The 23,535-nt window shown below is 65.3% G+C and carries 26 protein-coding genes; 17 read left to right on the top strand and 9 right to left on the bottom strand.

Translation table 11 applies throughout. The annotated features are described in order from the left end of the window. The 3 genes from VNW74_RS18650 to VNW74_RS18640 all read left to right on the top strand — a co-directional run. Nucleotides 1-619, top strand: a 619-nt coding sequence (locus tag VNW74_RS18650) for a helix-turn-helix transcriptional regulator (RefSeq protein WP_325679461.1), incomplete at its 5' end; no start/stop codon positions are given. A 198-nt stretch (nucleotides 620-817) separates the two neighbouring features. Next, nucleotides 818-2,212 carry a dihydrolipoyl dehydrogenase gene (gene lpdA / locus VNW74_RS18645; protein WP_325679459.1) on the top strand — a complete coding sequence of 465 codons (1,395 nt, stop codon included), beginning with the start codon at nucleotides 818-820 and terminating at the stop codon, nucleotides 2,210-2,212. 48 nt (nucleotides 2,213-2,260) lie between these two features. Next, entirely contained in the window at nucleotides 2,261-2,545 is a 285-nt protein-coding gene (locus VNW74_RS18640; protein ID WP_325679457.1) for a hypothetical protein, read from the top strand. A gap of 7 nt (nucleotides 2,546-2,552) precedes the next feature. Here the strand turns inward: VNW74_RS18640 and VNW74_RS18635 are convergent, their stop codons facing one another. Both VNW74_RS18635 and ramB read right to left on the bottom strand, forming a co-directional pair. Beyond that, nucleotides 2,553-3,116, bottom strand: a complete 564-nt coding sequence (locus VNW74_RS18635; RefSeq protein ID WP_325679455.1) for a carboxymuconolactone decarboxylase family protein — start codon at nucleotides 3,114-3,116, stop codon at nucleotides 2,553-2,555. Beyond that, nucleotides 3,113-4,528 (bottom strand): acetate metabolism transcriptional regulator RamB, encoded by a 1,416-nt coding sequence (gene ramB / locus VNW74_RS18630; RefSeq protein WP_325679453.1) that lies wholly within the window; start codon nucleotides 4,526-4,528, stop codon nucleotides 3,113-3,115. Before ramB ends, VNW74_RS18635 begins: the two co-directional genes overlap by 4 nt. Before the next feature lie 168 nt (nucleotides 4,529-4,696). Between ramB and VNW74_RS18625 the strand changes: the two genes are divergently transcribed. The 3 genes from VNW74_RS18625 (at nucleotide 4,697) to VNW74_RS18615 (ending at nucleotide 8,088) form a co-directional block, all read left to right on the top strand. Beyond that, entirely contained in the window at nucleotides 4,697-5,491 is a 795-nt protein-coding gene (locus tag VNW74_RS18625; protein ID WP_325679451.1) for an acyl-[acyl-carrier-protein] thioesterase, read from the top strand. A gap of 262 nt (nucleotides 5,492-5,753) precedes the next feature. Beyond that, on the top strand, nucleotides 5,754-7,040 hold the full coding sequence (aceA, locus tag VNW74_RS18620) for an isocitrate lyase (RefSeq protein WP_325679449.1): 1,287 nt from the start codon (nucleotides 5,754-5,756) through the stop codon (nucleotides 7,038-7,040). 166 nt (nucleotides 7,041-7,206) lie between these two features. Next, nucleotides 7,207-8,088, top strand: coding sequence for a 3-hydroxybutyryl-CoA dehydrogenase (locus tag VNW74_RS18615; RefSeq protein WP_325679447.1), 882 nt, complete (start codon nucleotides 7,207-7,209; stop codon nucleotides 8,086-8,088). 31 nt (nucleotides 8,089-8,119) lie between these two features. Here VNW74_RS18615 and VNW74_RS18610 read toward each other — a convergent pair whose 3' ends face one another. After that, the gene (locus VNW74_RS18610; protein ID WP_325679445.1) at nucleotides 8,120-9,031 is read right to left on the bottom strand and encodes a cyclopropane mycolic acid synthase family methyltransferase; all 912 of its coding nucleotides are present in this window, start codon (nucleotides 9,029-9,031) and stop codon (nucleotides 8,120-8,122) included. A gap of 200 nt (nucleotides 9,032-9,231) precedes the next feature. On the opposite strand from VNW74_RS18610, the gene kasB reads away from it, so the two are divergent. Together kasB and VNW74_RS18600 are read left to right on the top strand one after the other, a co-directional pair. Continuing rightward, nucleotides 9,232-10,482, top strand: coding sequence for a 3-oxoacyl-ACP synthase KasB (gene kasB / locus VNW74_RS18605; RefSeq protein ID WP_325679443.1), 1,251 nt, complete (start codon nucleotides 9,232-9,234; stop codon nucleotides 10,480-10,482). Between the two features lie 219 nt (nucleotides 10,483-10,701). Next, nucleotides 10,702-11,562 (top strand): cyclopropane mycolic acid synthase family methyltransferase, encoded by an 861-nt coding sequence (locus tag VNW74_RS18600; RefSeq protein WP_325679463.1) that lies wholly within the window; start codon nucleotides 10,702-10,704, stop codon nucleotides 11,560-11,562. A 35-nt stretch (nucleotides 11,563-11,597) separates the two neighbouring features. On the opposite strand, the gene VNW74_RS18595 is transcribed toward VNW74_RS18600, so the two are convergent. Beyond that, on the bottom strand, nucleotides 11,598-12,608 hold the full coding sequence (locus VNW74_RS18595) for a prenyltransferase (protein WP_325679441.1): 1,011 nt from the start codon (nucleotides 12,606-12,608) through the stop codon (nucleotides 11,598-11,600). 17 nt (nucleotides 12,609-12,625) lie between these two features. Further along, nucleotides 12,626-13,327 carry a TetR/AcrR family transcriptional regulator gene (locus VNW74_RS18590; protein ID WP_325679439.1) on the bottom strand — a complete coding sequence of 234 codons (702 nt, stop codon included), beginning with the start codon at nucleotides 13,325-13,327 and terminating at the stop codon, nucleotides 12,626-12,628. Between the two features lie 205 nt (nucleotides 13,328-13,532). On the opposite strand from VNW74_RS18590, the gene VNW74_RS18585 reads away from it, so the two are divergent. The 6 genes from VNW74_RS18585 to deoC all read left to right on the top strand — a co-directional run bounded on the left by VNW74_RS18585 (nucleotide 13,533) and on the right by deoC (nucleotide 17,606). Continuing rightward, nucleotides 13,533-14,939 carry a DUF445 domain-containing protein gene (locus tag VNW74_RS18585; RefSeq protein WP_325679437.1) on the top strand — a complete coding sequence of 469 codons (1,407 nt, stop codon included), beginning with the start codon at nucleotides 13,533-13,535 and terminating at the stop codon, nucleotides 14,937-14,939. A gap of 81 nt (nucleotides 14,940-15,020) precedes the next feature. After that, nucleotides 15,021-15,413 carry a helix-turn-helix domain-containing protein gene (locus VNW74_RS18580; protein WP_325679434.1) on the top strand — a complete coding sequence of 131 codons (393 nt, stop codon included), beginning with the start codon at nucleotides 15,021-15,023 and terminating at the stop codon, nucleotides 15,411-15,413. An 81-nt stretch (nucleotides 15,414-15,494) separates the two neighbouring features. Further along, a complete protein-coding gene (locus tag VNW74_RS18575) occupies nucleotides 15,495-16,097 on the top strand; it encodes a heparin-binding hemagglutinin (protein WP_325679432.1) in 603 nt (200 codons plus the stop codon). A gap of 120 nt (nucleotides 16,098-16,217) precedes the next feature. Next, entirely contained in the window at nucleotides 16,218-16,493 is a 276-nt protein-coding gene (locus VNW74_RS18570) for a DUF2516 family protein (RefSeq protein WP_325679430.1), read from the top strand. A gap of 4 nt (nucleotides 16,494-16,497) precedes the next feature. Then, on the top strand, nucleotides 16,498-16,929 hold the full coding sequence (locus VNW74_RS18565; protein WP_325679428.1) for a DUF2599 domain-containing protein: 432 nt from the start codon (nucleotides 16,498-16,500) through the stop codon (nucleotides 16,927-16,929). Next, nucleotides 16,929-17,606, top strand: coding sequence for a deoxyribose-phosphate aldolase (gene deoC / locus VNW74_RS18560; protein WP_325679426.1), 678 nt, complete (start codon nucleotides 16,929-16,931; stop codon nucleotides 17,604-17,606). Before VNW74_RS18565 ends, deoC begins: the two co-directional genes overlap by 1 nt. Nucleotides 17,607-17,612: 6 nt before the next feature. Here the strand turns inward: deoC and VNW74_RS18555 are convergent, their stop codons facing one another. The 3 genes from VNW74_RS18555 to VNW74_RS18545 are packed head-to-tail and all read right to left on the bottom strand — an operon-like array spanning nucleotide 17,613 to nucleotide 20,599. Beyond that, complete coding sequence (locus tag VNW74_RS18555; protein ID WP_325679424.1) at nucleotides 17,613-18,743, bottom strand: DUF2993 domain-containing protein; 1,131 nt, start codon at nucleotides 18,741-18,743, stop codon at nucleotides 17,613-17,615. A gap of 15 nt (nucleotides 18,744-18,758) precedes the next feature. Further along, the gene (locus VNW74_RS18550; protein ID WP_325679422.1) at nucleotides 18,759-19,766 is read right to left on the bottom strand and encodes a DUF2993 domain-containing protein; all 1,008 of its coding nucleotides are present in this window, start codon (nucleotides 19,764-19,766) and stop codon (nucleotides 18,759-18,761) included. Then, nucleotides 19,763-20,599, bottom strand: a complete 837-nt coding sequence (locus VNW74_RS18545) for a carbon-nitrogen hydrolase family protein (RefSeq protein ID WP_325679420.1) — start codon at nucleotides 20,597-20,599, stop codon at nucleotides 19,763-19,765. Before VNW74_RS18545 ends, VNW74_RS18550 begins: the two co-directional genes overlap by 4 nt. A 230-nt stretch (nucleotides 20,600-20,829) precedes the next feature. Here VNW74_RS18545 and VNW74_RS18540 point away from each other — a divergent pair, with 230 nt between their 5' ends. Further along, nucleotides 20,830-21,267, top strand: a complete 438-nt coding sequence (locus VNW74_RS18540) for an SRPBCC family protein (protein WP_325679418.1) — start codon at nucleotides 20,830-20,832, stop codon at nucleotides 21,265-21,267. Between the two features lie 4 nt (nucleotides 21,268-21,271). Here the strand turns inward: VNW74_RS18540 and VNW74_RS18535 are convergent, their stop codons facing one another. Next, nucleotides 21,272-21,796, bottom strand: coding sequence for a DUF2505 domain-containing protein (locus tag VNW74_RS18535; protein ID WP_325679416.1), 525 nt, complete (start codon nucleotides 21,794-21,796; stop codon nucleotides 21,272-21,274). A gap of 26 nt (nucleotides 21,797-21,822) precedes the next feature. Here VNW74_RS18535 and VNW74_RS18530 point away from each other — a divergent pair, with 26 nt between their 5' ends. Both VNW74_RS18530 and VNW74_RS18525 read left to right on the top strand, forming a co-directional pair. Next, the gene (locus tag VNW74_RS18530; RefSeq protein ID WP_325679414.1) at nucleotides 21,823-22,911 is read left to right on the top strand and encodes a UDP-N-acetylmuramate dehydrogenase; all 1,089 of its coding nucleotides are present in this window, start codon (nucleotides 21,823-21,825) and stop codon (nucleotides 22,909-22,911) included. A 48-nt stretch (nucleotides 22,912-22,959) separates the two neighbouring features. After that, nucleotides 22,960-23,535 (top strand): Ig-like domain-containing protein (locus VNW74_RS18525; protein WP_325679412.1); only part of this gene is annotated, 576 nt, incomplete at its 3' end.

Raw genomic sequence — 23,535 nt, 5'->3', positions numbered from 1 at the left:
GGCAGCTGTCGGCCAGACGACGGCCGCCCAGAACCATGTGGTGCGCGCCGCGCAGATTGCGCACCAATCCGGGATGTACGCCGTGGAGATGTCGGCGCTGCACACCGCGGTGCGGTTCGATGACCGTTCGCAGAGCGCGAGGCTAGAGGAGCTCGCCGCGACGCTGAACACGCCGTTGGCGGAGGCGATCGCCGAGCACGCTGGCGGCCTGGCCAACCACGACGGCGACCTGCTCGACGCCGCGGCTGATCGGTTCGCTGACCTGGGTGCGGTGGCGCTCGCCGCCGACGCGGCGGCCCAGGCGGCGCACGAACACGCGCGCACGGGCCACCGCGGCAAGGAATTGGAGTCGTCGACCCGGGCGCACTGGCTGGCCAGCCAGGGCGAAATCCGGACACCGGCGGTCGCTGCCGCGGCGCGGCCGCTGCCCATCACCGACCGCGAACGCGAGATCGCGATGCTGGTCGTGGCCGGCTGGTCCAACCGTGAGGTCGCCGACCGGCTGGTCGTCTCGGTGCGGACGGTGGAGGGACACCTCTACCGCATCTTCGCCAAACTTGGTATCGATGACCGCGACCAGCTCATCCACCTACTAAGGCTGGATCGGTCTGGGGCTTAACACGATCGGCGTGCGCGACGCACGATTTCCGCCGTCGCCGTACTGCCCTCTTCGGCCCTCGCCGCACTCCCCTCGAAACCGCGGACCGTAGCTCGTGCGCGGTAGCGCGCATCGCTGTTTTCCTCACCTGTACCGTCTGGTGGTCGGGATGTCCAGTCGGTCGGGTTGAACGGGTGCACGGCCACTAGGGTGGTGGCCGTGACCCACTATGACGTTGTCGTCCTCGGAGCTGGACCTGGCGGATACGTGGCAGCCATCCGCGCCGCGCAGCTGGGATTGAATACCGCCGTCGTCGAACCCAAATACTGGGGCGGAGTCTGCCTCAACGTCGGCTGCATCCCGTCCAAGGCGTTGCTGCGCAACGCCGAACTCGTGCACATCTTCACCAAGGAAGCCAAGACCTTCGGCATCAGCGGCGAGGCGACATTCGACTACGGCGTCGCCTACGACCGCAGCCGCAAGGTGGCCGAGGGCCGGGTCGCCGGTGTGCATTTCCTGATGAAGAAGAACAACATCACCGAGATCCACGGGTACGGCAGATTCACCGACGCCCACACGCTGTCGGTTGAGCTCAACGACGGTGGTACCGAGACGGTGACCTTCGACAATGTCATCATCGCCACCGGCAGCAGCACCCGACTCGTTCCCGGCACGTCGCTGTCGGCGAATGTCGTCACCTACGAAGAGCAGATCCTCTCCCGGGAACTCCCGGAGTCGATCGTGATCGCCGGAGCCGGTGCCATCGGCATGGAATTCGGCTACGTGCTGAAGAACTACGGCGTCGACGTGACCATCGTCGAATTCCTGCCGCGCGCGCTGCCCAACGAAGACGCCGAGGTGTCCAAGGAGATCGAGAAGCAGTTCAAGAAGCTCGGCATCGAGATCCTCACCGGCACCAAGGTCGAGTCCATCGCCGACGATGGGTCCGTGGTCACGGTGACCGTCAGCAAGGACGGCAAGGCGCAAGAAATCAAAGCGGAGAAAGTGTTGCAGGCCATCGGGTTTGCGCCCAACGTCGAAGGCTACGGTTTGGACAAGGCCGGGGTCGCGCTGACCGACCGCAAAGCCATCGGAATCACCGACTACATGCAGACCAACGTCTCGCACATCTATGCCATCGGCGATGTCACCGGATTGCTGCAGCTGGCGCATGTCGCCGAGGCGCAGGGCGTGGTGGCAGCCGAAACTATCGCCGGCGCAGAGACTTTGGCGCTGGGCGACTACCGCATGCTGCCGCGCGCGACATTCTGCCAACCGCAGGTGGCCAGCTTCGGACTCACCGAGGAGCAGGCCCGCGACGAGGGTTATGACGTCCAGGTCGCCAAGTTCCCGTTCACCGCCAATGCCAAGGCGCACGGCCTCGGCGATCCCAGCGGTTTCGTCAAACTGGTCGCCGACGCCAGACACGGCGAGCTGCTCGGCGGGCACCTGATCGGCCACGACGTCTCGGAGTTGCTGCCGGAGCTGACGCTGGCGCAGAAGTGGGATCTGACCGCATTCGAGTTGGCCCGCAACGTCCATACCCACCCGACGATGTCGGAGGCACTGCAAGAGTGTTTCCACGGCCTGACGGGCCACATGATCAACTTCTAACACCGATGCGGCGGCGGATGTTCGCGGTGGCCACGTTACGATGGGCGGGTGGCCAAAGCAGTCCGTACCGACTCGATTTGGGCCGTCATCGGCGGAGTGATCGTCGGCTATGTCCTGTGGCTGGTGGCGATCTCGATAGGCGAGGCCTTCACCACGGTGAGCCTGTGGAGTCTGATCGTGTTAATCGTCTCGGCGGCGTTCGCGCTGTGGGCGATCTTGTGGGGACAGCGGCTGCGCCGGCGGCGAAACTATCCGCTGTCGTCGTTCGCCTTCGCGTTGCCGGCTCTTCCCGTCCTGCTGTCGTTGGGCGTGCTGGCCGACTGCTACCTGTAACGGACCGCTACCGAGGGTTGTCCAGCGGAATCTCGAGGGCCGACATGGTGGCGGCCAGTCCATCGTATTGTCCTGCGAGCATGCAGAATTCAATGAGTTGACGCCGATCGAGGTGGCTGGACAGCTGCTGCCAGACCTCGGGGCTGATCGAGCGGTTGTTGATGAACTCGTCGGTGGCACGCAGCAGCGCTTGCTGCCGGTCGGTGAGCCCGCCGGCCGGGTTCGGCCACGCGAAGATCATGGCCTGGGTCTGGTCATCCAGCCCACGACGGCGCCCCAGTCGGCGGTGCTGCTGCAGCTCGTATTCCGAACCGCGCAGATGAGCGACCCGGAGGATCACCAACTCGGTGTCGGCGCGTGGCAAGCGGCCCCGCAGCAACAAGGCGGAATACGGCATCATCGCCAGGAACAGCCGCTTGTGCTGACCCAGCGTGGCGAACAGGTGCATCTGGCGCGCGCCGACAGTGCGGGCGGCGAACTTCGCCACAATCCAATTGAGCAGCCCCAAATCGCGAAGCCTGCCCGATGGAGGTATCCGGCCGACCTGACCGGTCTCGGCAGGTCCGGTCATGCTTGCTTCACCAGATAGGGCGACACCGTGCTGCGGTGCTCGTCGAGGTCAAGTGCCCGGCCCAAAGCGGGGAACGCGCGCTGTGGACAGTTGTCCCGCTCGCAGACCCGGCAGCCCGCGCCGATCGGGGTGGCGATGTCGCCGGACAAGTCGAGTCCCTCCGAATAGACGAGCCGGTGGGCGTGCCGCAGTTCGCAGCCCAGCCCAATCGCGAATGTTTTACCGGGCTGACCATACCGTGATGCCCGCCGTTCCACGGTCCGGGCCACCCACATGTAGTTACGGCCGTCGGGCATCTGGGCGATCTGCACCAGTATCTTGCCCGGGTTGGCGAAGGTCTCGTAGACATTCCACAGCGGGCACGTTCCGCCACTGGACGAGAAGTGAAAGCCGGTGGCCGACTGGCGTTTTGACATGTTTCCGGCCCGGTCCACCCGGATGAAGGAGAACGGCACGCCCCGCATGGACGGCCGTTGCAGGGTGGATAGCCGGTGTCCGATCGTCTCGTAGCTCACCGAGTAGAACGCGGAGAGCCGCTCGACGTCGTAGCGGAAGTTCTCCGCGACGTCGTGGAACTGCCGGTATGGCAGAACAACTGCCGCGGCGAAGTAGTTGGCCAGCCCGAGCCGGGCCAGCGTGCGCGACTCGTCACTGGTGAACTTGCCATCGGTGACCATGCCGTCGATGAGGTCGCCGAACTCCAGGTACGCCAGCTCGGCGGCCAGCTTGAACACCTGCTGGCCCGACGAGAGGTGGTTGCTGATCTCCAGCGTGTTGGACGCCGAGTCGTAGCGGTGCAACACGGAGTCGCCGAGGTCGATGCGCTTGTTGATGTGCACGCCGTGCACCTCGGTGAGCCGGCGGGACAACTCGCCGGCTAGATCGCCGTGGTGCATCCGCATGCGGGTGGTTAGGTCCTCGGCGGCGGTGTCCAGTTCGTGCAGATAATTCTGACGCTGATAGAAGTAGTCGCGCACCTCTTCGTGCGGCATGGTGATCGACCCGCTGCCACTGCCGTCGGAGAACCGCTCCTCGGTGGCGGCGGCCAGCTGCGCGGTGGTGATCCGGTAGCGGCGGTGCAGGTTGACCATGGCCCGCGCAAAATCCGGGTGCCCGTTGACCATGTCGGCGACTTCGGACAGGTCGACGTCGATGTCCAGATCGTGGTCCATCGTCACCTCGCGCAGCTCGGCGACCAGCCGGGTGTCGTCGTGAGAGGCGAAAAACGTCGCGTCGACCCCGAAGACCTCGGTGATCCGCAGCAACACCGCCACCGTTAGGGGCCGGACGTCATGCTCGATCTGGTTGAGGTAGCTCGGCGAGATGTCCAGCATCTGCGCCAGCGCGGCCTGGCTGAAACCGCGCTCGCTGCGCAGCTGGCGAACGCGTGATCCGACGAACGTCTTGGACACCCGGCCAGCCTACCTGCGTTGTGAAGACAGGGTTTGCAGAGTTGGCAAGAGGCGCTGGATTGGCGCCGCAGCAGCGACGTTTGGCATGATTCTGGATTGGGGAAGCTAGCTAGATCGTCTAGCAACACGACGGATCGGGCCAGCATGAACAGCAGCGGGGAGTGAACCGTGAGCTTGGACAAAGTGATGATGCCGGTTCCGGACGGCCATCCTGACGTCTTCGATCGCGAGTGGCCGCTGCGCGTCGCCGACATCGACCGCGGCGGTCGGCTGAGGTTTGACGCGGCCGCGCGCCATATTCAGGACATTGGCCAGGACCAGTTGCGCGAGATGGGTTTCGAGGAAACTCATCCGCTCTGGATTGTCCGCCGGACCATGGTCGACCTGATCCGTCCTGTCGAGTTCGGCGACATGCTGCGGATGCGCCGGTGGTGTTCGGGCACGTCGAATCGGTGGTGTGAGATGCGCGTCCGCATCGACGGGCGCAAGGGCGGCCTGGTCGAGTCGGAGGCGTTTTGGATCAACATCAACCGCGACACCGAGATGCCGTCGCGGATCGCCGACGACTTTCTCGAGGGCCTGCGGAAAACCACTGACATCGACCGGCTGCGGTGGAAGGCCTATCTGTCCGCCGGCGGTCGTGACGACGCCGCGGAGATCCACGAGTTTCCGGTTCGGGTCACCGACATCGACCTGTTCGACCACGTGAACAACTCCGTGTACTGGAGTGTGATCGAGGACTACCTGGCCTCCTACCGGGAGCTGCTGGAAGCACCGCTGCGGGTGACCATCGAACATGACGCGCCAGTGGCGCTGGGCGACAAGCTGGAGATCATCTCGCACGTGCATCCGCCTGGATCGACCGATCGATTCGGCGCTGAACTGGCTGATCGCACTGTTAGAACGCTCACATATGTCGTCGGTGACGAGACCAAAGCGGTCGCATCGATCTTCGCGCTCTAACCGTACGGCCGTCCTGTAAACGCCCGCCCTGACCTGCGAATTCAAGTTACTCGCCGGTAGAAACTGAAACGGTTCAGTTCGAACGCACCTTCGCAAGATTTGCAAAACTGGGCGAACTCCTAGCCAAAATTTGCAAGTGAAATGGGTGGACCTGCGAAGCTAACCTGTGCCATCTTCGACTTAGCAGATGAGCAAAGATGCTGAGGGCCTTAGCAAGCCTGGAAATTCGGGTCCTCGGTCAACAACCTTTAGGAGCAGCGCAATGTCTAGCGTTGGCACGCCGAAGAGCGCCGAACAGATCCACCACGACTGGGACACCAACCCGCGCTGGAAGGACGTCACCCGTACCTACCAAGCCGCCGATGTCGTCGCCCTGCAGGGCAGCGTGGTCGAGGAGCACACCCTGGCCCACCGTGGCGCGGAGGTGCTGTGGAACCAGCTGCACGACCTGGAGTTCGTCAACGCGCTCGGCGCGCTGACCGGCAACATGGCGGTGCAGCAGGTGCGCGCCGGCCTGAAGGCCATTTACCTGTCGGGTTGGCAGGTCGCCGGGGACGCGAACCTGTCCGGCCACACCTACCCCGACCAGAGCCTGTACCCGGCCAACTCGGTGCCGCAGGTGGTGCGCCGCATCAACAACGCGCTGCTGCGCGCCGACGAGATCGCCAAGGTCGAAGGCGACACGTCCGTGGAGAATTGGCTCGCCCCGATCGTCGCGGACGGTGAGGCCGGCTTCGGTGGCGCCCTCAACGTCTACGAGCTGCAGAAGGCCATGATCGCCGCCGGTGTGGCCGGTTCGCACTGGGAGGACCAGCTGGCTTCGGAGAAGAAGTGCGGTCACCTCGGTGGCAAGGTGCTGATCCCGACCCAGCAGCACATCCGCACGCTGACCTCCGCCCGGTTGGCGGCCGACGTCGCCGGCGTGCCGACGGTCGTGATTGCGCGCACCGACGCGGAGGCGGCCACGCTGATCACCTCCGACGTCGACGAGCGCGACCGTCCGTTCATCACCGGCGAGCGCACCGCGGAGGGCTTCTACCGGGTGAAGAACGGCCTGGCGCCGTGCATCGCTCGCGCCAAGGCCTACGCTCCGTACTCCGACCTGATCTGGATGGAGACCGGTACGCCGGACCTGGAGTTGGCGCGCAAGTTCGCCGAGGGCGTCAAGAGCGAGTTCCCGGACCAGATGCTGGCGTACAACTGCTCGCCGTCGTTCAACTGGCGCAAGCACCTCGACGACTCGACTATCTCGAGGTTCCAAAAAGAGCTTGGCGCAATGGGATTCAAGTTCCAGTTCATCACGCTGGCCGGATTCCACGCGCTGAACTATTCGATGTTCGACCTGGCCTACGGTTACGCCCGCAATCAGATGAGCGCCTATGTCGAGCTGCAGGAGCGGGAGTTCGCTGCCGAGGAGCGGGGCTACACCGCGACCAAGCACCAGCGTGAGGTCGGTGCCGGTTACTTCGACCGCATCGCCACCACGGTGGACCCGACCTCATCGACGACCGCTCTGGCCGGCTCGACCGAAGAGGGTCAGTTCCACTGAGCCGAGCAGCCTCGGCTGGGAGGTGAAGTGGAACCGACGGCTTGAGCCACTGAGCCGATTGCTTGAGCCACTGAGGATGAGCTTCTGAGCGGCTTGATCCCGCGAAGTTGACAGCACAGGCCCCGCCCAGCGAACCTGGGCGGGGCCTGTTGCCGTCCGCCGGGGCATGGGACCGCGGAGCCTAAGGAGGAACGTGTCAATCGAACGGGTGGGAGTCATCGGGGCCGGCCAAATGGGTGCCGGCATCGCCGAAGTATCGGCCCGCGCAGGGGTTGACGTGCTCGTCTACGAGCCGACCGAGGCCTTAACCACCGCCGGGCGCAACCGGATCGTCAAATCGGTCGAGCGCGGTGTCAGCGCGGGAAAGATCACCGAGCGGGAGCGCGACGCCGCCGTCGGTAAGCTGAAATTCACCACCGATCTCGCCGCGCTAGCCGATCGACAGTTGGTCATCGAGGCCGTGCTCGAGGACGAGGACGTCAAAACCGGCATCTTCGCCGAACTGGATCGGGTGATCACCGACCCCGATGCGGTCCTGGCATCCAACACGTCGAGCATTCCGATCATGAAGCTGGCTGCCGCCACTGCCAATCCGGGCCGGGTCCTGGGATTGCATTTCTTCAACCCCGTTCCGGTGCTGCCGCTGGTCGAGTTGGTCAGCACGCTGGTCACCAACGAAGGCGCGGCCGCTCGCACCGAGGAGTTCGCCAGCGCGGTGCTGAAAAAGCAGGTGGTGCGGTGCTCGGACCGATCCGGCTTCGTGGTGAACGCGTTGCTGGTGCCCTACTTGCTTTCGGCGATCCGGATGGTCGAGGGTGGTTTCGCCACCGTCGACGATGTCGACAAGGCGGTTGTTGCCGGGCTGTCGCATCCCATGGGGCCACTGCGATTGTCCGATCTGATCGGCCTCGACACCTTGAACCTGATCGCGGACAAGATGTTCCAAGAGTTCAAAGATCCCCAATGCGCTGCGCCGCCGCTTTTGCTGCGGATGGTGGAAGCAGGTTTGTTGGGGAAGAAATCCGGTAAGGGCTTCTACACGTACTGAGGTCGCACAGTTCACCCTGAAAGCACAGCGGCTAGGCGGCTGGTTTCTCCATAGTGAACTGGCACACGTTGGTGTAGCCGTCGCGGAACAACTCCCGGCAACCGGTCAGGTACTTCATGAAGGTGTTGTACTCGTCTTCGCCCTTCAGCTCGATCGCCTGATCCCTATGCGCTTCCAGTCCCTTGGCCCAGGTGTCCAACGTGCGAACGTAGTTCTGCCCGATCATGTGATGACGGGTGATGTCGAAGCCGGCCGCGGTCGCGTACTGGTTGACAACGGGAATTGTCGGCAACCGCCCGCCGGGGTAGATCTCCCTCCGGATGAAGCTGATGAACCGAATCAACGACATCGTTCGCTTCAGCCCCATCTGCTCGCCTTCTTCTTCAGTGGGCACCACAATCGAGTGCAGCAGCATGACGCCATCGTCGGGCAACACGTTGTAACACATCTTGAAAAAGGGGGCGTATCGCTCGAAAGTGCCTACGCCGTCAGCGAAGTGCTCGAACGCGCCCAGCGACACGATGCGGTCGACCGGTTCGTCAAAGTCCTCCCAGCCGTGCAGCCGCACGTCTTTGCTACGCGGAGAGTCCATTTCGGCGAACTTCTGCTTGTTGTGAGCCAGCTGGTTTTCGCTCAAGGTCAACCCGATCACGTTGACGTCGTACTTCTCGATCGCCCGCCGCATGGTGGAACCCCAGCCGCAACCGATGTCGAGCAGCGTCATACCGGGTTGCAGCCCCAGCTTGCCCAGCGACAGGTCGACTTTGGCCAGCTGCGCCTCTTCCAGCGTCATGTCGTCGCGCTCGAAGTAGGCGCAGCTGTAGGTCATTGACGGGTCGAGCCACAGCCGGAAGAAGTCGTTGGACCGGTCATAGTGTGACGTGATGTTGTCGACATTCGGCTTCAACGCCGTCTCACCTGTGTTGTCGTTTCCGCTGGCCATCATGGCGAACCTATACCCCTCCTCACGCCGCGGCAATCTGTGCCGACGGCCTACCCAATAATTGTGCTCAGAATCCAGCGACCTGTCGCCACCGGATCTACGCTTTATTCGGAGTCGCGTTGGGTACCGGATTGGTGGAACGGGGCCTCGAGGCCGGGAAAGGAGCTTCGAGGCAGGGAAGGAGATTGCGGGGCAACGCTATGGCGGGGCTCTCAACTGGAAATGGTTTGCCCGATGTGGTTGTCACCGGCATCGCGATGACGACTGCGCTGGCTACGGATGCCGACGACACCTGGAAGAAGCTGCTGGACGGACAGAGTGGGATCAGCAAGCTCGATGATCCCTTCGTCGAACAGTTCGACCTGCCGGTTCGTATCGGCGGGCATCTGCTCGAGGATTTCGACCATGAGCTGACCCGGGTGGAACTGCACCGGTACCTGTTTCTGCAGAAGATGTCGACCAGGATCGGCCGGCGGGTCTGGACGAACGCGGGCTCGCCCGACGTCGACACCAACCGGTTGATGGTTTCCATCGGCACCGGGATGGGCTCGACCGAGGAATGGATCTCTGCCTACGACGACATCCGCGAACGCGGTATCAAGGCGATTTCCCCGTTGGGTGTGCAGAAGGCCATGCCCAACGCCGCGGCCGCGGCTGTCGGTCTGGAACATGGTGCCAAAGCGGGGATTACCACCCCGGTGTCTGCTTGTGCCTCCGGGACCGAGGCCATCGCCCAGGCATGGCGCAACATCGTGCTCGGCGAGGCTGATATTGCGATCTGCGGCGGCGTCGAGACCAGGGTCGAAGCCATTCCCATCGCAACCTTCGCTCAGCTGGATCTGCTATCGACGAACAACGACGATCCCGCCGGCGCGTGCCGCCCGTTCGACAGGGACCGGGACGGCTTTGTGTTCGGCGAAGCGGGAGCGCTCATGGTCGTTGAGGCCGAGGACCATGCAAAAGCCCGCGGCGCCAACATCATTGGTCGACTGATGGGGGCCGGCATCACTTCGGACGGCCACCACATCGTGGCGCCCGATCCCAATGGCGAACGGGCTGGCCACGCGATCGCCCGGGCGATCGAACTTGCCGGGTTGACTCCCGGTGACATCGATCACGTCAACGCGCACGCCGCCGGCACCACCGACGGCGACCTGGCCGAAGCGAAGGCGATAAACAACGCATTGGGCACCCACCGGCCGGCGGTCTACGCGCCGAAGGCGGCGCTTGGTCATTCTGTTGGCGCCGTCGGCGCGGTGGAGTCGATTCTGACCGTGTTGGCGCTGCGGGACGGCGTCATCCCGCCGACGTTGAACCTGCGCAATCTGGATCCGGAGGTCGATCTGGATGTGGTGGCCGATGAGCCGCGCGCCGGCGACTACAGGTACGCGATCAACAACTCCTTCAGTTTCGGTGGCCATAACGTCGCTTTGGCCTTCGGTAGATACTGACGGAGACGCCGCTTTGCGACCCGGGCGCCCAGCGGCCGCCGGTGACCCGGCCCCTGGCCGCCGGGCCTGATACAGTACCCGGTTGAATGTAAGGCCCAGGCCGGGTTCGCACATTGTTTCTGCCGAGCGATGCGGCAGCTGCCAAGTAGCACGTTATGTATGTCGGGTGAGCGTGCTGGACGTCAGATCGACCAGGTTAAGGGTGAGGTGCTGCCGCAAATGTCAGACTTGGCGCCGTTCTACACAGAGTCGCAATCGATCTACGACATTTCGGACGAATTCTTCTCGTTATTCCTTGACCGCACCATGGGATACACCTGCGCCTACTTCGAGCGCGATGATATGAGCCTCGAAGAGGCGCAAAACGCCAAATTCGATCTGGCGCTGGGCAAGCTCAACCTCGAGCCGGGGATGACGTTGCTGGACATTGGCTGCGGGTGGGGCGGCGCGATGCACCGCGCGATTGAGAAGTATGACGTCAACGTCATCGGCATCACGCTCAGCCGCAATCAGTGCGAGTACAGCAAGGCCAGGCTGGCCAAGATCCCGACGGGACGCAATGTTGAGGTGCGACTGCAGGGCTGGGAAGAGTTCGACGAAAAGGTCGACAGGATCGTCACCATCGGCGCGTTCGAAGCGTTCAAAGCCGCGCGGTACCCCGCCTTCTTCCGGCGGGCGTACGACATTCTTCCCGATGACGGCCGGATGCTGCTGCACACCATACTGGCGCACACGCCCAAGTACTTCCGAGACAACGGCATTGCGGTGACAATCAGCGATCTCAAGTTCATGCGGTTCATCGGGACAGATATCTTCCCTGGTGGCGAGTTACCCGCCGTCGAAGACCTTCTCGATTTGTCAGAGACCACCGACTTCTCCGTGGAGCGGATCCAGTTGCTCGGCCCGCATTACGCACGCACGTTGGACATGTGGGCGGCCAATCTGCTGGCCAACCGGGAACGCGCCACCGTCGTCCAGTCCGAGGAAGTCTACGACCGCTACCTGCGATACCTGACTGGCTGCGCGGATTTCTTCCGGCGTGGCATCACCAACATCGGTCAGTTCACCCTGACCAAATAGCCGTCGACGCCTCTAGAGTCGCTTGGCGGGCGGTCTCAGAGGGCAGGCAGCAGCGCGCCGATGGCCAGGCCGACCACCAGCAGGGCACCCGCTTGGCGCACGTGCACCCAGGCCAGCGCCGCATACCACAGCGGCCACACCGGGAATTTGGGTGGCGGCTCGTCGGGTGGCGGGCGGCGGAAATACGGCCACACCTTGACAAGCCGGGGCAGCGCAAAGACGACCAGCAACGCCGGCCACGGCATCGCTTTGGCCAGCACTGCGACGATAATCAGCAGGTAGAACCCGACCATCATCCCGAGCGTCACCGCGCGAGCACGGGCTTCCCCGAAGATCACCGGCAGCGTGCGGATGCCAAGAGGCTCGTCGTAGGGGATTTTGTCGATGTGCTTGCCCATCAACACCGTCGTGCACAGCAAGCCGTAGGGGAGCGACGCCAGCAAGACATCCCAGCCCACGGTGCCGACCGCTGAGTAATACGTTCCGCACACCATCAGCGGACCCCAGACCACGAACACATCCGGCTCGCCGAGGCCGCGCTTCTTGAGTCGTACCGGCGGCGCGGTATAGGCGACGCTGAGCAGGAAACCCGATACCGCGAATGCCACCACGGGCCAACCGCGTGCCCAGGTCAGCACGACCAGGATCGCCAGGTCGCCCAGGTTCACCACGGCGATCGCGGTGAGCAGGGTGCGCCGGCTGACCAGCCCCGAAAGGACCGGGTGCGGGGCGTAGAGGGCGCGCGGGTAACTGGCGCTGTCGAGACCGGTCTGGGTGTCGAAAAGGTCGTTCATCAAGTTATTGACGGTGTGCGCCAGCAGAATTCCCGCGATGGCGAGAACGAGCCAGCGCCAATCGAAGCCGGGCCGGCCGATCGCCAGCAGCGCTGCGACCAGGCCGGCGAACAGGGTCATCGGCAGCACCGCGGCGCGGGTGACGACGATCCAGCGGGTGACGAAATCGACCGGCCCGTCCGGGGGTGGGTTGGTGGTACGCAGGGCGTACGCCCAGGAGCTGAGCCGGGAACGGACCGTCACGTCAGTCATGGCGCCAACGTAGTCCGCTAATCGGGCAGCGGCGGCACGATCGGCGACGGATGCGGTTGCCCGAGGAATTTGTCCAGCGAGCCGGCGACTTCGACGATCCCGCACAGCGCGCTCCAGCTCAGCATGGTCAGGTAGTCGATCAGCTCGTCGGCACTCATCCGCGGGTCGAGCAACCACGAGTGGGTGGCCAACTGGACGCCGCCGACGGTGTGATAAGCCCACGGGTCCACCCCGCCGACGTCCATCCCGGCCGCTTTCATGCGGCGGCGCAACACCACCGCGAGCATGCGGGCGATGATCCGCTCGGAGTCCGCGATCACCTTGCTCTTGCTGGCCGAACTGTTGGCCATCACGAACCGGTAGGGCTCCGGTTCGTTCGCCACGGTGTGCACGTACACCCGGATGATCTCGCGGGTCAGCTCGAAGCCGTCCATTTTCGACGACAGCGCGGCGGTCATGTTCGGGATCAGGGTGATCTGCGCGAACCGCATCATCACCGCGGTCGTCAGGTCGTTCTTGTCGACGAAGTAGCGGTAGAGCACGGTTTTGGAGACGCCGATTTCGCTGGCAATCTCGTCCATGCTCACGAAGCGACCACGGCGCTGGATCGCCTCGATTGTCCCGTCGATCAGCTCGTTGCGGCGTTCCACCTTGTGCTGGTGCCAACGTCGCTTCCGGCCATCGATCCGCGCTGTCCCGGCCGGGATCTGCTTTGCCACTATCGCCGATTCCCATTCACTAGACGGTCTTCATAGTACGTCTCATCGACGTAGTACGACTTATCGACGCCGCTTTCTTGCCTCGCACCTCCTAAGACGGAGATTCGTCGTTAGGCCGGTAACAGTTACCGCTGCCGATTTGAGGCTTTCTCCGCGAGCGGGTAGCGGACCCCAGGTCCCGCGTTGTTGCCGAACAGCAACGCGGATGGCGGATGATGATGTGGTGGCAGTTGGACCCGCTGCGGGACCCAAACACCGAGCCGATCCGCGACGTCTACGTGCGGGGCGGGATCCGGTAACGCCGCCGCGGCTGGAGACCGGCAAACCCGCGTCCCTCGCCGAGACGTTCGCCGGCGCCGATCCGCAGGCTGATGCCGAACGGCGTCAGGGACTGCGGCGGATGAAAGTGGTGGCGCTGAGCTTTCTCGTCGGCGCCACCGCCCTGTTCCTCGGCTGCCGCTGGGCGCAGGCCGGCGGCACGGCCGCCGCGTGGGTGGGTTATGTCGGGGCCGCCGCGGAGGCCGGCATGGTCGGCGCGTTGGCGGATTGGTTCGCGGTGACCGCGCTGTTCAAGCACCCACTCGGCATCCCGATACCGCATACCGCGATCATCAAACGCAAGAAAGACCAGCTGGGCGAGGGCCTGGGCACCTTCGTGCGGGAGAATTTCCTCTCGCCGCCGGTGGTGGAGACCAAGCTTCGCGACGCGCAGATCCCGGGCCGGCTAGGCAAGTGGCTGTCAGAAACTTCTCATGCCGAGCGGGTGGCCGCCGAGACGGCGACTGTGCTGCGGGTCGTGGTGGAACTGCTGCGCGACGACGACGTCCAGACCATCATCGACCGGATGATCGTGCGGCGCCTCGCCGAGCCGCAGTGGGGTCCGCCGGTGGGCCGGGTGCTGGCCACATTGCTGGCCGAGCACCGGCAGGAGGCCCTGATCCAGCTGCTGGCCGACCGGGCTTTTCAATGGTCGCTGAATGCCGGAGAGGTCATCCAGCGGGTAGTCGAGCGCGATTCGCCCGGCTGGTCCCCGCGATTCATCGACCATCTCGTGGGTGACCGCATCCACCGCGAGCTGATGGACTTCACCGACAAGGTGCGCCGCAACCCGGATCACGAGCTACGACGGTCCGCGACGCGCTTTTTGTTCGAATTTGCCGACGACCTGCAGCACGACGAGGCGACGATTGCGCGGGCCGAGGCGGTCAAAGAGCAGCTGATGGCCCGTGAGGAGGTCACCAACGCCGCGGCGACGGCCTGGAAGACGTTGAAACGCCTGGTGCTCGAGGGTGTGGACGACCCGTCCAGCGCGTTGCGCACCCGCGTCACCGAGGCGGTGGTGCGCATCGGTGAGTCGTTGCGCGACGACGCCGACTTGCGGGACAAGGTCGACAACTGGATCGTGCGAGCTGCCGAGCATCTGGTTGCTCAGTACGGGGTAGAGATCACAGCGATTATTACCGACACCATCGAGCGTTGGGATGCCGAGGAGGCCAGCCGGCGCATCGAACTGCATGTGGGCCGTGACCTGCAGTTTATTCGGATCAACGGTACCGTGGTGGGGTCGCTTGCCGGGTTGGCCATCTATGCGATCGCGCAGCTGCTGTTCTGAGCACTGCTAACTAGTGCTTGCAATAGTTAGCACTAGGTTTTAGTGTTGGCGCGTAGCACCAATCCGATGCAAGGAGTCGCCATGCCGCAGGAGGAAAAGCTTTCCGCTGTGGTGTCCACCGCTGCGTCCGACATCGGCAGCTTCATCAGGGCGCAGCGTGAGGCGGCGCAAGTATCGGTGCGACAGTTGGCGGAAAAAGCCGGTGTCAGCAATCCCTACCTCAGCCAGATCGAGCGCGGGTTGCGTAAACCGTCCGCTGATGTGCTCAACCAGATCGCCAAGGCGCTGCGGGTTTCCGCCGAGGTTCTCTACGTGCAGGCCGGGATTCTCGAGCCCAGCGCGAACAGCGAAGTCCGCGACGCCATCATCACCGACGCGGCGATCACCGAGCGGCAGAAACAGGTCCTGCTGGACATCTACACGTCGTTCGTCCAGCAGAACGAAGCTGCCCGTGAGGAGACTGCACCTGCCTAGACCTTGCTTAACCCTGCCTAGCTCGTGATTGAGCAATACCAACCGAATAACACACAACCAAAACACGAAAGGAAACACACCATGGCGGACAACCCGACCATTGACGACCTGAAGGCCCCGCTGCTCGCCGCTCTTGGCGCTGCCGACCTGGCCCTGGCCACGGTCAACGACCTGCTCGTCGAGTTGCGCGAGCGCGCCGAAGAGACCCGCACCGACACCCGCAGCCGGGTTGAGGAGCGCCGCGCCCGCCTGACCAAGCGACGGGAGGAGCTGCCCGAGCAACTGCGCGACCAGCTTCGCGAGCTGCGCGAGCGGTTCACTGCTGAGGAGCTGCGCAGCGCCGCGGAAGGCTATGTCGAGGCGGCGACGTCTCGGTACAACGAGCTGGTCGAGCGCGGCGAGGCCGCCCTGGAGCGGCTGCGCAGCCAGTCCGGCTTGGACGACGCGTCGGCGCGCGCCGAGGGCTACGTCGACCAGGCGGTCGAGTTGACCCAGGAGGCGTTGGGCACCGTTGCCTCGCAGACCCGCGCGGTCGGCGAGCGTGCCGCCAAGCTGGTCGGCATCGAGCTGCCCAAGAAGGCTGCGGCCAAGAAGGCTCCGGCCAAGAAGGCTCCGGCCAAGAAGGCTGCGGCCAAGAAGGCTCCGGCCAAGAAGGCTCCGGCCAAGAAGGTCACCCAGAAGTAATGACGCGGTCCGCGCTGCCCGCCAAGGGCAGCGCGGACCTGCTTTACACCTCGACTCCGAGTCGCCCGATCGGGCGGCTCGGAGTCGACGTTTTCGGCGCCGCCCCCGTACGCTTACTTTGTGAACGACCTAATGCTTACCGTCGTCTTCGCCTTGCAGGTCGCGGTGGCGATGACAGCCCTCTACGCCTTTGTGCACGCGGCGATGCAGCGGCCTGACGCCTACACCGCCGCCGACAAGATGACCAAGCCGGTGTGGTTGCTCATCCTGGCCGCTGCGGTGCCGCTGACGATGCTGCTCAGCGCGCTGGGGGCGGCCATCGGGGCCTGCGCGGCGGGTGTCTACCTGGTCGATGTGCGGCCGAAACTTCTTGAGATTCAGGGCAAGTCGCGATAGCGGTATGCGAGTTCTGACCATCGCGGCGACCGCAGTCGTCGCGCTGTTGGGTGCGGTTCCCGCGTCCGCCGATCCGGGCGCCGCGGGGGCAACCGCGCCGTTATACCCGCCGCCGTTCGTCGACCACGTTTCTTGGACCCAGTGGGATCATCTGGCTAGCCTGCGGGTGTATCCGACGGCGTCCGGGCGTGCGGCCGCCAGGCAACTCGGTTCAGCGGGGCCTGAAGTCGACGAGGCCTGGTCCGAGGTGCTCGCGCTGGCCGCGGATGCCGGCACCCCGGGCATGCGCGAGCAGTTCCTGTGCCATTGGGAGTTGGCCGAAGTTCTCCAACCCGGCAAGTCCAGCTGGAATCTCGAGCCGTGGCGGCCGGTCGTCGACGCCACCACGATGGTCGGCTCCGGATGCAACCCCGGCGGTTCCGAAGAGGGCTTCTGATGCCGGGTCGACGGACTCGCGAGCAAGTAGCGGCCCTCGTCGACCACACCCTGCTCAGGCCCGAGGCCACTGCCGCTGAGGTGGCCGCGGTCGCCGCCGAAGCCGCAGCACTGGGCGTCTACGCCGTCTGTGTCTCGCCGTCGATGGTGCCCAACGCGAACGACGCAGGAGTGCGGGTCGCCGCGGTGGCGGGCTTCCCGTCGGGTAAGCACCTTCCCGAGATGAAGGCACGGGAGGCGGCGCTGGCCGTGGCATCCGGGGCCAGTGAGATCGACATGGTCATCGACATCGGCGCCGCGGTTGCCGGTGACGTCGTCGCGGTGCGATCCGAGATCGCGGCAGTGCGGGCCGCGATACCCAGCGCCGTGCTCAAGGTGATCGTCGAGTCGGCGGCGCTGCTGACATTGGCCGGCGAAGAAACCCTGGCTGACGTCTGCCGCGCCGCCGAAGACTCAGGCGCGGATTTCGTGAAGACCTCGACGGGTTTTCATCCCGCCGGTGGGGCGTCGGTGGCCGCTGTGGCGCTGATGGCCGAGACGGTCGGCGGACGGCTGGGGGTCAAGGCCAGCGGCGGGATCCGCACGGCCGACGATGCGCTGGCGATGCTCGACGCGGGCGCCACCCGATTGGGGCTATCAGGCACCCGCGCCGTCCTCGACGGCCTGGAGGCGGGCTAGGCGCCGTCAGAGGTTGGCGAAACAAGGGTCCTGACTGCCGCCGGCGGGAATGGTGGCGTTGCTGGACGAGAAATGGCCCTCGACCCCGGTGCTGGTGACCTGCACGCTGTCGGCGTGAATGCCCAGCGGATAGTTCTGGGTCGCTTTCGAGGTGAGGTCGTCCAAGTCCTGTTGCGCCGTAGTCGTGGACACCTTGGAACCGAGCGCGGTCAAGCTGACTATTTGCAGTGACAGACCGTTGTTGACGATCTGCGGCTTGACGGTGGCGCTGTCGAACGTCCCCTTCAGCGAAATGGTGCCGGCACCGGGATTCGTGCTGACGTCGCCGGTGACAAACTCGCCCAGCACCGGGATGGCGTCCTGGATCGACTGCTTGATGCCATCCGCGGACCAGGTGATGGTGCCGTTCAGCGACCCGATCGTGCCCTGAGAGTTGTTGGTGTTGTTGAGTTTTACGTCCCGGAGGTCCAGGCTCACCTTCATGCCTTTGGCCGATCGCACCTGATTGCCCGCGGTCTGCACGGAGATGTCGGTGTAGTGACTGGTGAGGTATTGCCACAGCACCGGCGGGCTTCCGGCGAAGGACACGCTGGCGCCGTCCTGCACCTCGCACCGCACCGCGGTTGCCACCTTGGTGCTCGCCAGATGGCGGGTGTAGAGCTCGGCGCCGATCGCACCGGAAAGGACCAGCAGCACCACGATCGCCAGAATCAACAGGATCGCCGTCCGGTTACCGAAGAACCCGGGTTTGCCGGCTGCCGGCGCGTCGTTTGACGGCGGCGGCGTGGCTATCCGGGTGGTGGTGGTGTGTTCGTGCGGATGTGGAGGCGGGGGACCGGGCTGACGCGGCTGCGCACTGGGCGGCAGCCCAGGTTGTTGTGGCCGACCCGGTTGTTGCGACGGCGGAGCGGGCTGTTGCGGTGGGCGATTCGGCGGCCCGGGCTGCTGCGGCCGGGGGACATCACGGATGGCTGGATCCGGCGTGCGGCCGCCGTGGCGGATCTGGCGAGTCGGGTATTCCGACGGCGGCGGGGGCTGACGGCGTGGCGGTACGCCGCGGTTGGGGGGTCCGGCCGGCCTACGTGGACCGGCGCCTTCCGGCGGGTCGCCGCCCGAGGGCTCTCGCGGATTCACCATCAGTGCGATCGTTCCTTAAACATGGGCGAAGCAGGGATCGGTCTGGGCGGCCGGGATCGAAGCGTCGCGCGTCGAAAACCGTGCCACCACACCGTCATTGGTCACATTCACGCTGTCGGCGTGAATTCCGAGCGGATAGTCTTTGGTCAGGTTCGATGTGAAGGTGTCCAGCGCCGTTTGCGCGGTCTCGTGTGGCAGCGTGGCGCCCATCGCGGTGACCTTGACAACCTCCAGCGACAACCCGCTGCCGGCGACCTGCGGCTTGACGGTCACACTGCCCAGGCCCAGCGCGCCGGTGAGTTCGATGGTGCCGGCACTCGGGTTGGTGCTGACGCTGTTGACCAGGCCACCCACGAACGGAACGGCACCCTGCACGGTTTCCTTGATGCCGTCCGACGTCCAGGTGATGGTGGCATCCAGTTCGCCGATGGTTCCCTTCGAGTCGCCGCTGCCGTGCAGGTCGACGTTGTTGATGTTGATGTCAGCCGTCATGCCTTTGGCGTCGCGGAGCTGGTGCCCCGCGGTGTGAATGGAGATGTCGCGGTAGTGACCGGCGAAGTGTTGCAACAGGAACGGGCTGGGGCCGAAAGAAACTTTGGCCTGGTCCTGCACCACGCATTCGGTGGCCGCGGCTACGACCTTGTTGGCGCGGTTGCGGGCATACAGCTCGCCTCCGATCAGGCCGGCGACGGCTAAGGCGGCCACTATGACCAGGATCAGGATGATCGACACCGGGTCGCCGATGAAGCGGCGTTTGGCCTTCACGGGAGCTGGCGGGTCCTGCGACGGGGGCTGGCCGTACGGCGACGCAGCCGGGTATTCCTGTCTGGGTAACGGCAGGGTCTGCTCCGGCGGCTGCGCCGGTGGCTCATACGCGTGGTCAAAATGCGGCCCGCCGTGACTCGGAGCGGTCTGCGTGGTTGGCGACCCGGCCTGCGGCGCCGGTTGTGTAGACGGGCTCTGGTTGCCCGGACGAGCCCATATCGACGGGTCCTGGTGCGGAGGTCCCTGCGGATTCGTCACCTCGGCGATTCTGCCTTATCAGGATTAGCGAACGCTGAGTGGTTGCGCAGCACCGCGATCGTCTCGCGAGCCTTCGCGACCCGATGGAGGTCGATATCGGTGACCAGCAACTGCGGGTCGGCTCCCGCCGACGCCACGACGTCGCCAAAGGGCGAAACCACCAGGCTGCCGCCCACCCCGGTCGGAGCGCTCGAGGCCAGTGGCTCACCCGGATCGGCCTGCCCGGCCGCGGCGATGTAGCTGGTGGAGTCCAGTGCGCGCGCGCGGGCCAGCAGCGTCCACTGCTCCAGCTTCCCGGGACCCGCAGCCCACGACGCGCTGACGGTGATCAGCTGGGCGCCACGGCGGGCCAGCGTCGTGAAGAGCTCGGGGAAGCGGATGTCGTAGCACGTGGTCAATCCCACCCCGACGCCGTCGACGGTGATCACCACCGGCTCGCGGCCCGGTGCGACCGTGCGTGACTCGGTGAAGCCGAACGCGTCGTAGAGGTGGATCTTGTGATAGTGGGTGTCCGGCTGATTGGGTGTGCCCGTCCCCTCCGCACCCACCGCCAGCAGCGTGTTAAGGACCCGCCCGTCTTCAGCCGGAGTGAACATGCCCAGAATCACGGTGATGTCGGTCTCGGCCGCGATCCGGCGTACGCCGTCGGCCCACGGGCCGTCGACCGGCTCGGCGATCGCTGCCAGCGGGACCCCGAACCGACACATGGTGGCTTCGGGGAATATCACCAACCGCGCGCCGGCGTCGGCGGCCCGCCCGGCGTAGTCCCGCACTAGCTGTAGGTTGTCGGCCGGGTCGGTGCCGCTGAGGATCTGCGCCACCGCAATCCGCATGACCGCCAGCCTAGGGGCGATCGCAAGCGCGGCGAAGCCGGGCGCAGCGGGTCGCGCCTTGTAGCCCCGGGGCGATCGCAAGCGCGGCGAAGCCGGGCGCAGCGGGTCGCGCCTTGTAGCCCCGGGGCGATCGCAAGCGCGGCGAAGCCGGGCGCAGCGAAGCCGGGCGCAGCGGGTCGTCGCGTCGGCCCGGATGCCAGAATTCATTGAGCCAGGGAAAGAGAGGAACCATGACGGTGGAATTCACCCTCACGCGGACCACAACGGCGCCGATCGAGACGGTGTTCGACTCCCTCACTAACCACCGCGGGATCGCGGACTACGTGTGGGCGGTCCGTCGCAGCACGCTAGATCGCGAGGGAGTCCCCGCACCAAACGGCGTCGGTGCGATCAGACGCATCGAGGCGGTCGGACCCCCAATCGTCGAAGAGATCATCGACTACAGGCGACCCACTCGCTACGCGTACAAGATGCTCTCCGGCGCGCCGGTCCGGGATCACGTCGGCACGGTCGAGCTGCGCGAAGCGGGCGCAGGAACCGAGGTCAGCTGGCACCTGCGGTCGACATCCAAGATCCCCGGTCTTAATCGGCCGTTGTCACTGCTGCTGAAGAGGGTCATCGGCGAACTGCTCAAGGGTGCCGTCAAGGCCGCTGAAGGCGGCGCCTGAGGGATCAGGCTGTTTCGCCGATCCACGTGGTGGTGAAACGCTGCTCGGCGATCAGCAACTCGACGAGTTGGTTGCCGATGAAGTTCTCCAGCTTGCCGCCGACCAGCGGAATGCGCACCTCGACGGTCGCCCGGAGCTTCAGCCGCGCGCCGCCAGTTTCTGTAACCGGCTCCAGCACCGCAGTGCCGGTCAACGACGCCGGCGCATCCAGGATCGAGCCGGTGATGGTCGCGGTCGCCGAGCCGTTGGTCACCGGCTCCCATTTTTCCTCGCGGCGGATGCGCAGGTCGCCGCGGTGGAATTGGGTGATTATGCCCGGGAGCCGGTCACTGCGCAGCACCTGTGTGGTGATCACGTCGATACTGCCGTCAGTTCCGGATGGACCGCCGAGTTGCATCGAATCCAGCGTGGTGTCGTCGGCGCCCGAATCGGCGAGTCGGGCCAGCCAGTATTCCTCATCGCTGAAGGCCCGGAGAACCTCTTCGACGGTGACCCCGTAATCGGTGGACATGTCGAACGAACGCGGCATAGCAGGTCAGGCTACCGTCAAGGCCCATGGGGCCAGGCTTTAGAGGGGGTGAGGCGGGAACACTTTTCGCCGGTGCGCGCGTCGACGAAGCGGTGCCGCTGGCCCCGCTGACCACCTTGCGGGTCGGTCCGGTCGCGCCGCGGGTCATCACCTGCACCAGCACCGAGCAGGTGGTGACCACGCTGCGCCGGCTCGACAGCGAGGGTTGTCGGCCGCTGCTGGTGTTGGCCGGCGGCTCGAATCTGGTAATCGCCGACACGCTGGCGGATCTGACCGTGGTGCGATTGGCCGCCGCCAACATCAGCGTCGAGGGCAACATCGTGCGGGCCGAGGCCGGGGCAGTGTGGGACGACGTGGTGGTCGCGGCTATCGCGGCGGGCCTGGGCGGGCTGGAGTGCCTCTCGGGCATCCCCGGCTCGGCGGGCGCGACGCCGGTGCAGAACGTCGGCGCTTATGGAGCCGAGGTGGCCGACACCATCACCCGGGTCCGGCTGTTGGACCGGCGCAGCGGCGAAGTGCGCTGGGCGCCGCCCAGCGCACTGGGGTTCGGGTATCGCACCAGCGTGCTCAAACACTCCGACGGGGCAATCGTCTTGGAGGTGGAGTTCGCGCTCGACGCGTCAGGTCGCAGCGCGCCGCTGCGCTATGCCGAATTGGTCACGGTGCTGGGTGCGACGGCAGGGGAGCGCACGGATCCCGCGGCGGTCCGCGAGGCCGTGCTGGGGTTGCGCGCGCGGAAGGGCATGGTGCTCGACCCGGCCGACCACGACACCTGGAGCGTGGGCTCGTTCTTCACCAATCCGATTGTCGCGCCGGACTTTTATCAGCAGCTCGCTGACAGCCGCGACCGCCAGGTGCCGCACTATCCCGCTCCGGATGGCGTCAAGCTGGCCGCTGGCTGGTTGGTTGAGCAGGCGGGGTTCGGCAAAGGCTATCCAGACGACCCGACCGCGCGGTGTCGGCTGTCCACCAAGCATGCGCTTGCTTTGACCAATCGTGGCGGAGCCAGCGCCGACGACGTGGTGGCGTTGGCGCGCACCGTGCGAGACGGAGTCCGTGATGTGTTTGGTGTCACACTGACAGCCGAGCCGGTGCTGGTCGGCTGCGGTCTGTGACCAGCGCGTGCGCGAGTGGGGTCATTTTCGCCGGTACCGTGTTGTGTCGTGGACATAGCGCGCAGCCTCACGCCGGTCACCCGGCGCCGGGCCCTGACGACCCTCGCGGTCGGCGTCTTCGCGCCCAACGTGTTAGCCGCGTGCTTCGGTGGATCGACCAAGCAGGCCGAGAAGGCCAAGCCTCCGGCCGAAGCCACGATCACGTTCCGGCCGGCCGACAAGACCGCCAAGGTCTTGCCGACCACGCCGATCAGCGTCGAGGTTCGCGACGGCTGGTTTCAGCACGTCGCACTCACCAACGCGGACGGCAAGGCGGTCGCCGGCAGCCTCAACCGCGACCGCACCCTGTTCACGGTCACCGAGCCGCTGGGCTACGACGGGACCTACACCTGGAGCGGGTCGGCGGTCGGCCACGACGGTAAAGCCCTCCCGGTGAAAGCCGAGCTCACCACCATCGCGCCCACCAAGGTGATCGACGGCGGGTTCCAACTCGCGGACGGCCAGACCGTCGGCGTCGCGGCGCCGATCATCATCCAGTTCGACGGGCCGATCGCCGACAAGGCCGCCGTGGAGCGGGCGCTGAAGATCACCACCGAGCCGCCGGTCGAGGGCAGTTGGGCCTGG

Source organism: Mycobacterium sp. (assembly GCF_035570115.1).
Taxonomy (GTDB): Bacteria; Actinomycetota; Actinomycetes; order Mycobacteriales; family Mycobacteriaceae; genus Mycobacterium.
The sequence above is the reverse complement of the archived record's forward strand: the minus strand, read 5'-3'. Positions and strand labels throughout refer to the sequence as shown.

Excerpts from the sequence above, each read along its gene's own strand:
- VNW74_RS18635 (WP_325679455.1), bottom strand. The coding sequence starts at position 3,116 with ATGACCGGACCTGCCGAGACCGGTCAGGTCGGCCGGATACCTCCATCG.
- aceA (WP_325679449.1), top strand. The coding sequence starts at position 5,754 with ATGTCTAGCGTTGGCACGCCGAAGAGCGCCGAACAGATCCACCACGAC.
- VNW74_RS18615 (WP_325679447.1), top strand. The coding sequence starts at position 7,207 with ATGGGACCGCGGAGCCTAAGGAGGAACGTGTCAATCGAACGGGTGGGA.
- VNW74_RS18610 (WP_325679445.1), bottom strand. The coding sequence starts at position 9,031 with ATGGCCAGCGGAAACGACAACACAGGTGAGACGGCGTTGAAGCCGAAT.
- kasB (WP_325679443.1), top strand. The coding sequence starts at position 9,232 with ATGGCGGGGCTCTCAACTGGAAATGGTTTGCCCGATGTGGTTGTCACC.
- VNW74_RS18600 (WP_325679463.1), top strand. The coding sequence starts at position 10,702 with ATGTCAGACTTGGCGCCGTTCTACACAGAGTCGCAATCGATCTACGAC.
- VNW74_RS18595 (WP_325679441.1), bottom strand. The coding sequence starts at position 12,608 with ATGACTGACGTGACGGTCCGTTCCCGGCTCAGCTCCTGGGCGTACGCC.
- VNW74_RS18585 (WP_325679437.1), top strand. The coding sequence starts at position 13,533 with ATGGCGGATGATGATGTGGTGGCAGTTGGACCCGCTGCGGGACCCAAA.
- VNW74_RS18580 (WP_325679434.1), top strand. The coding sequence starts at position 15,021 with ATGCCGCAGGAGGAAAAGCTTTCCGCTGTGGTGTCCACCGCTGCGTCC.
- VNW74_RS18575 (WP_325679432.1), top strand. The coding sequence starts at position 15,495 with ATGGCGGACAACCCGACCATTGACGACCTGAAGGCCCCGCTGCTCGCC.
- VNW74_RS18565 (WP_325679428.1), top strand. The coding sequence starts at position 16,498 with ATGCGAGTTCTGACCATCGCGGCGACCGCAGTCGTCGCGCTGTTGGGT.
- deoC (WP_325679426.1), top strand. The coding sequence starts at position 16,929 with ATGCCGGGTCGACGGACTCGCGAGCAAGTAGCGGCCCTCGTCGACCAC.
- VNW74_RS18555 (WP_325679424.1), bottom strand. The coding sequence starts at position 18,743 with ATGGTGAATCCGCGAGAGCCCTCGGGCGGCGACCCGCCGGAAGGCGCC.
- VNW74_RS18545 (WP_325679420.1), bottom strand. The coding sequence starts at position 20,599 with ATGCGGATTGCGGTGGCGCAGATCCTCAGCGGCACCGACCCGGCCGAC.
- VNW74_RS18540 (WP_325679418.1), top strand. The coding sequence starts at position 20,830 with ATGACGGTGGAATTCACCCTCACGCGGACCACAACGGCGCCGATCGAG.
- VNW74_RS18535 (WP_325679416.1), bottom strand. The coding sequence starts at position 21,796 with ATGCCGCGTTCGTTCGACATGTCCACCGATTACGGGGTCACCGTCGAA.
- VNW74_RS18530 (WP_325679414.1), top strand. The coding sequence starts at position 21,823 with ATGGGGCCAGGCTTTAGAGGGGGTGAGGCGGGAACACTTTTCGCCGGT.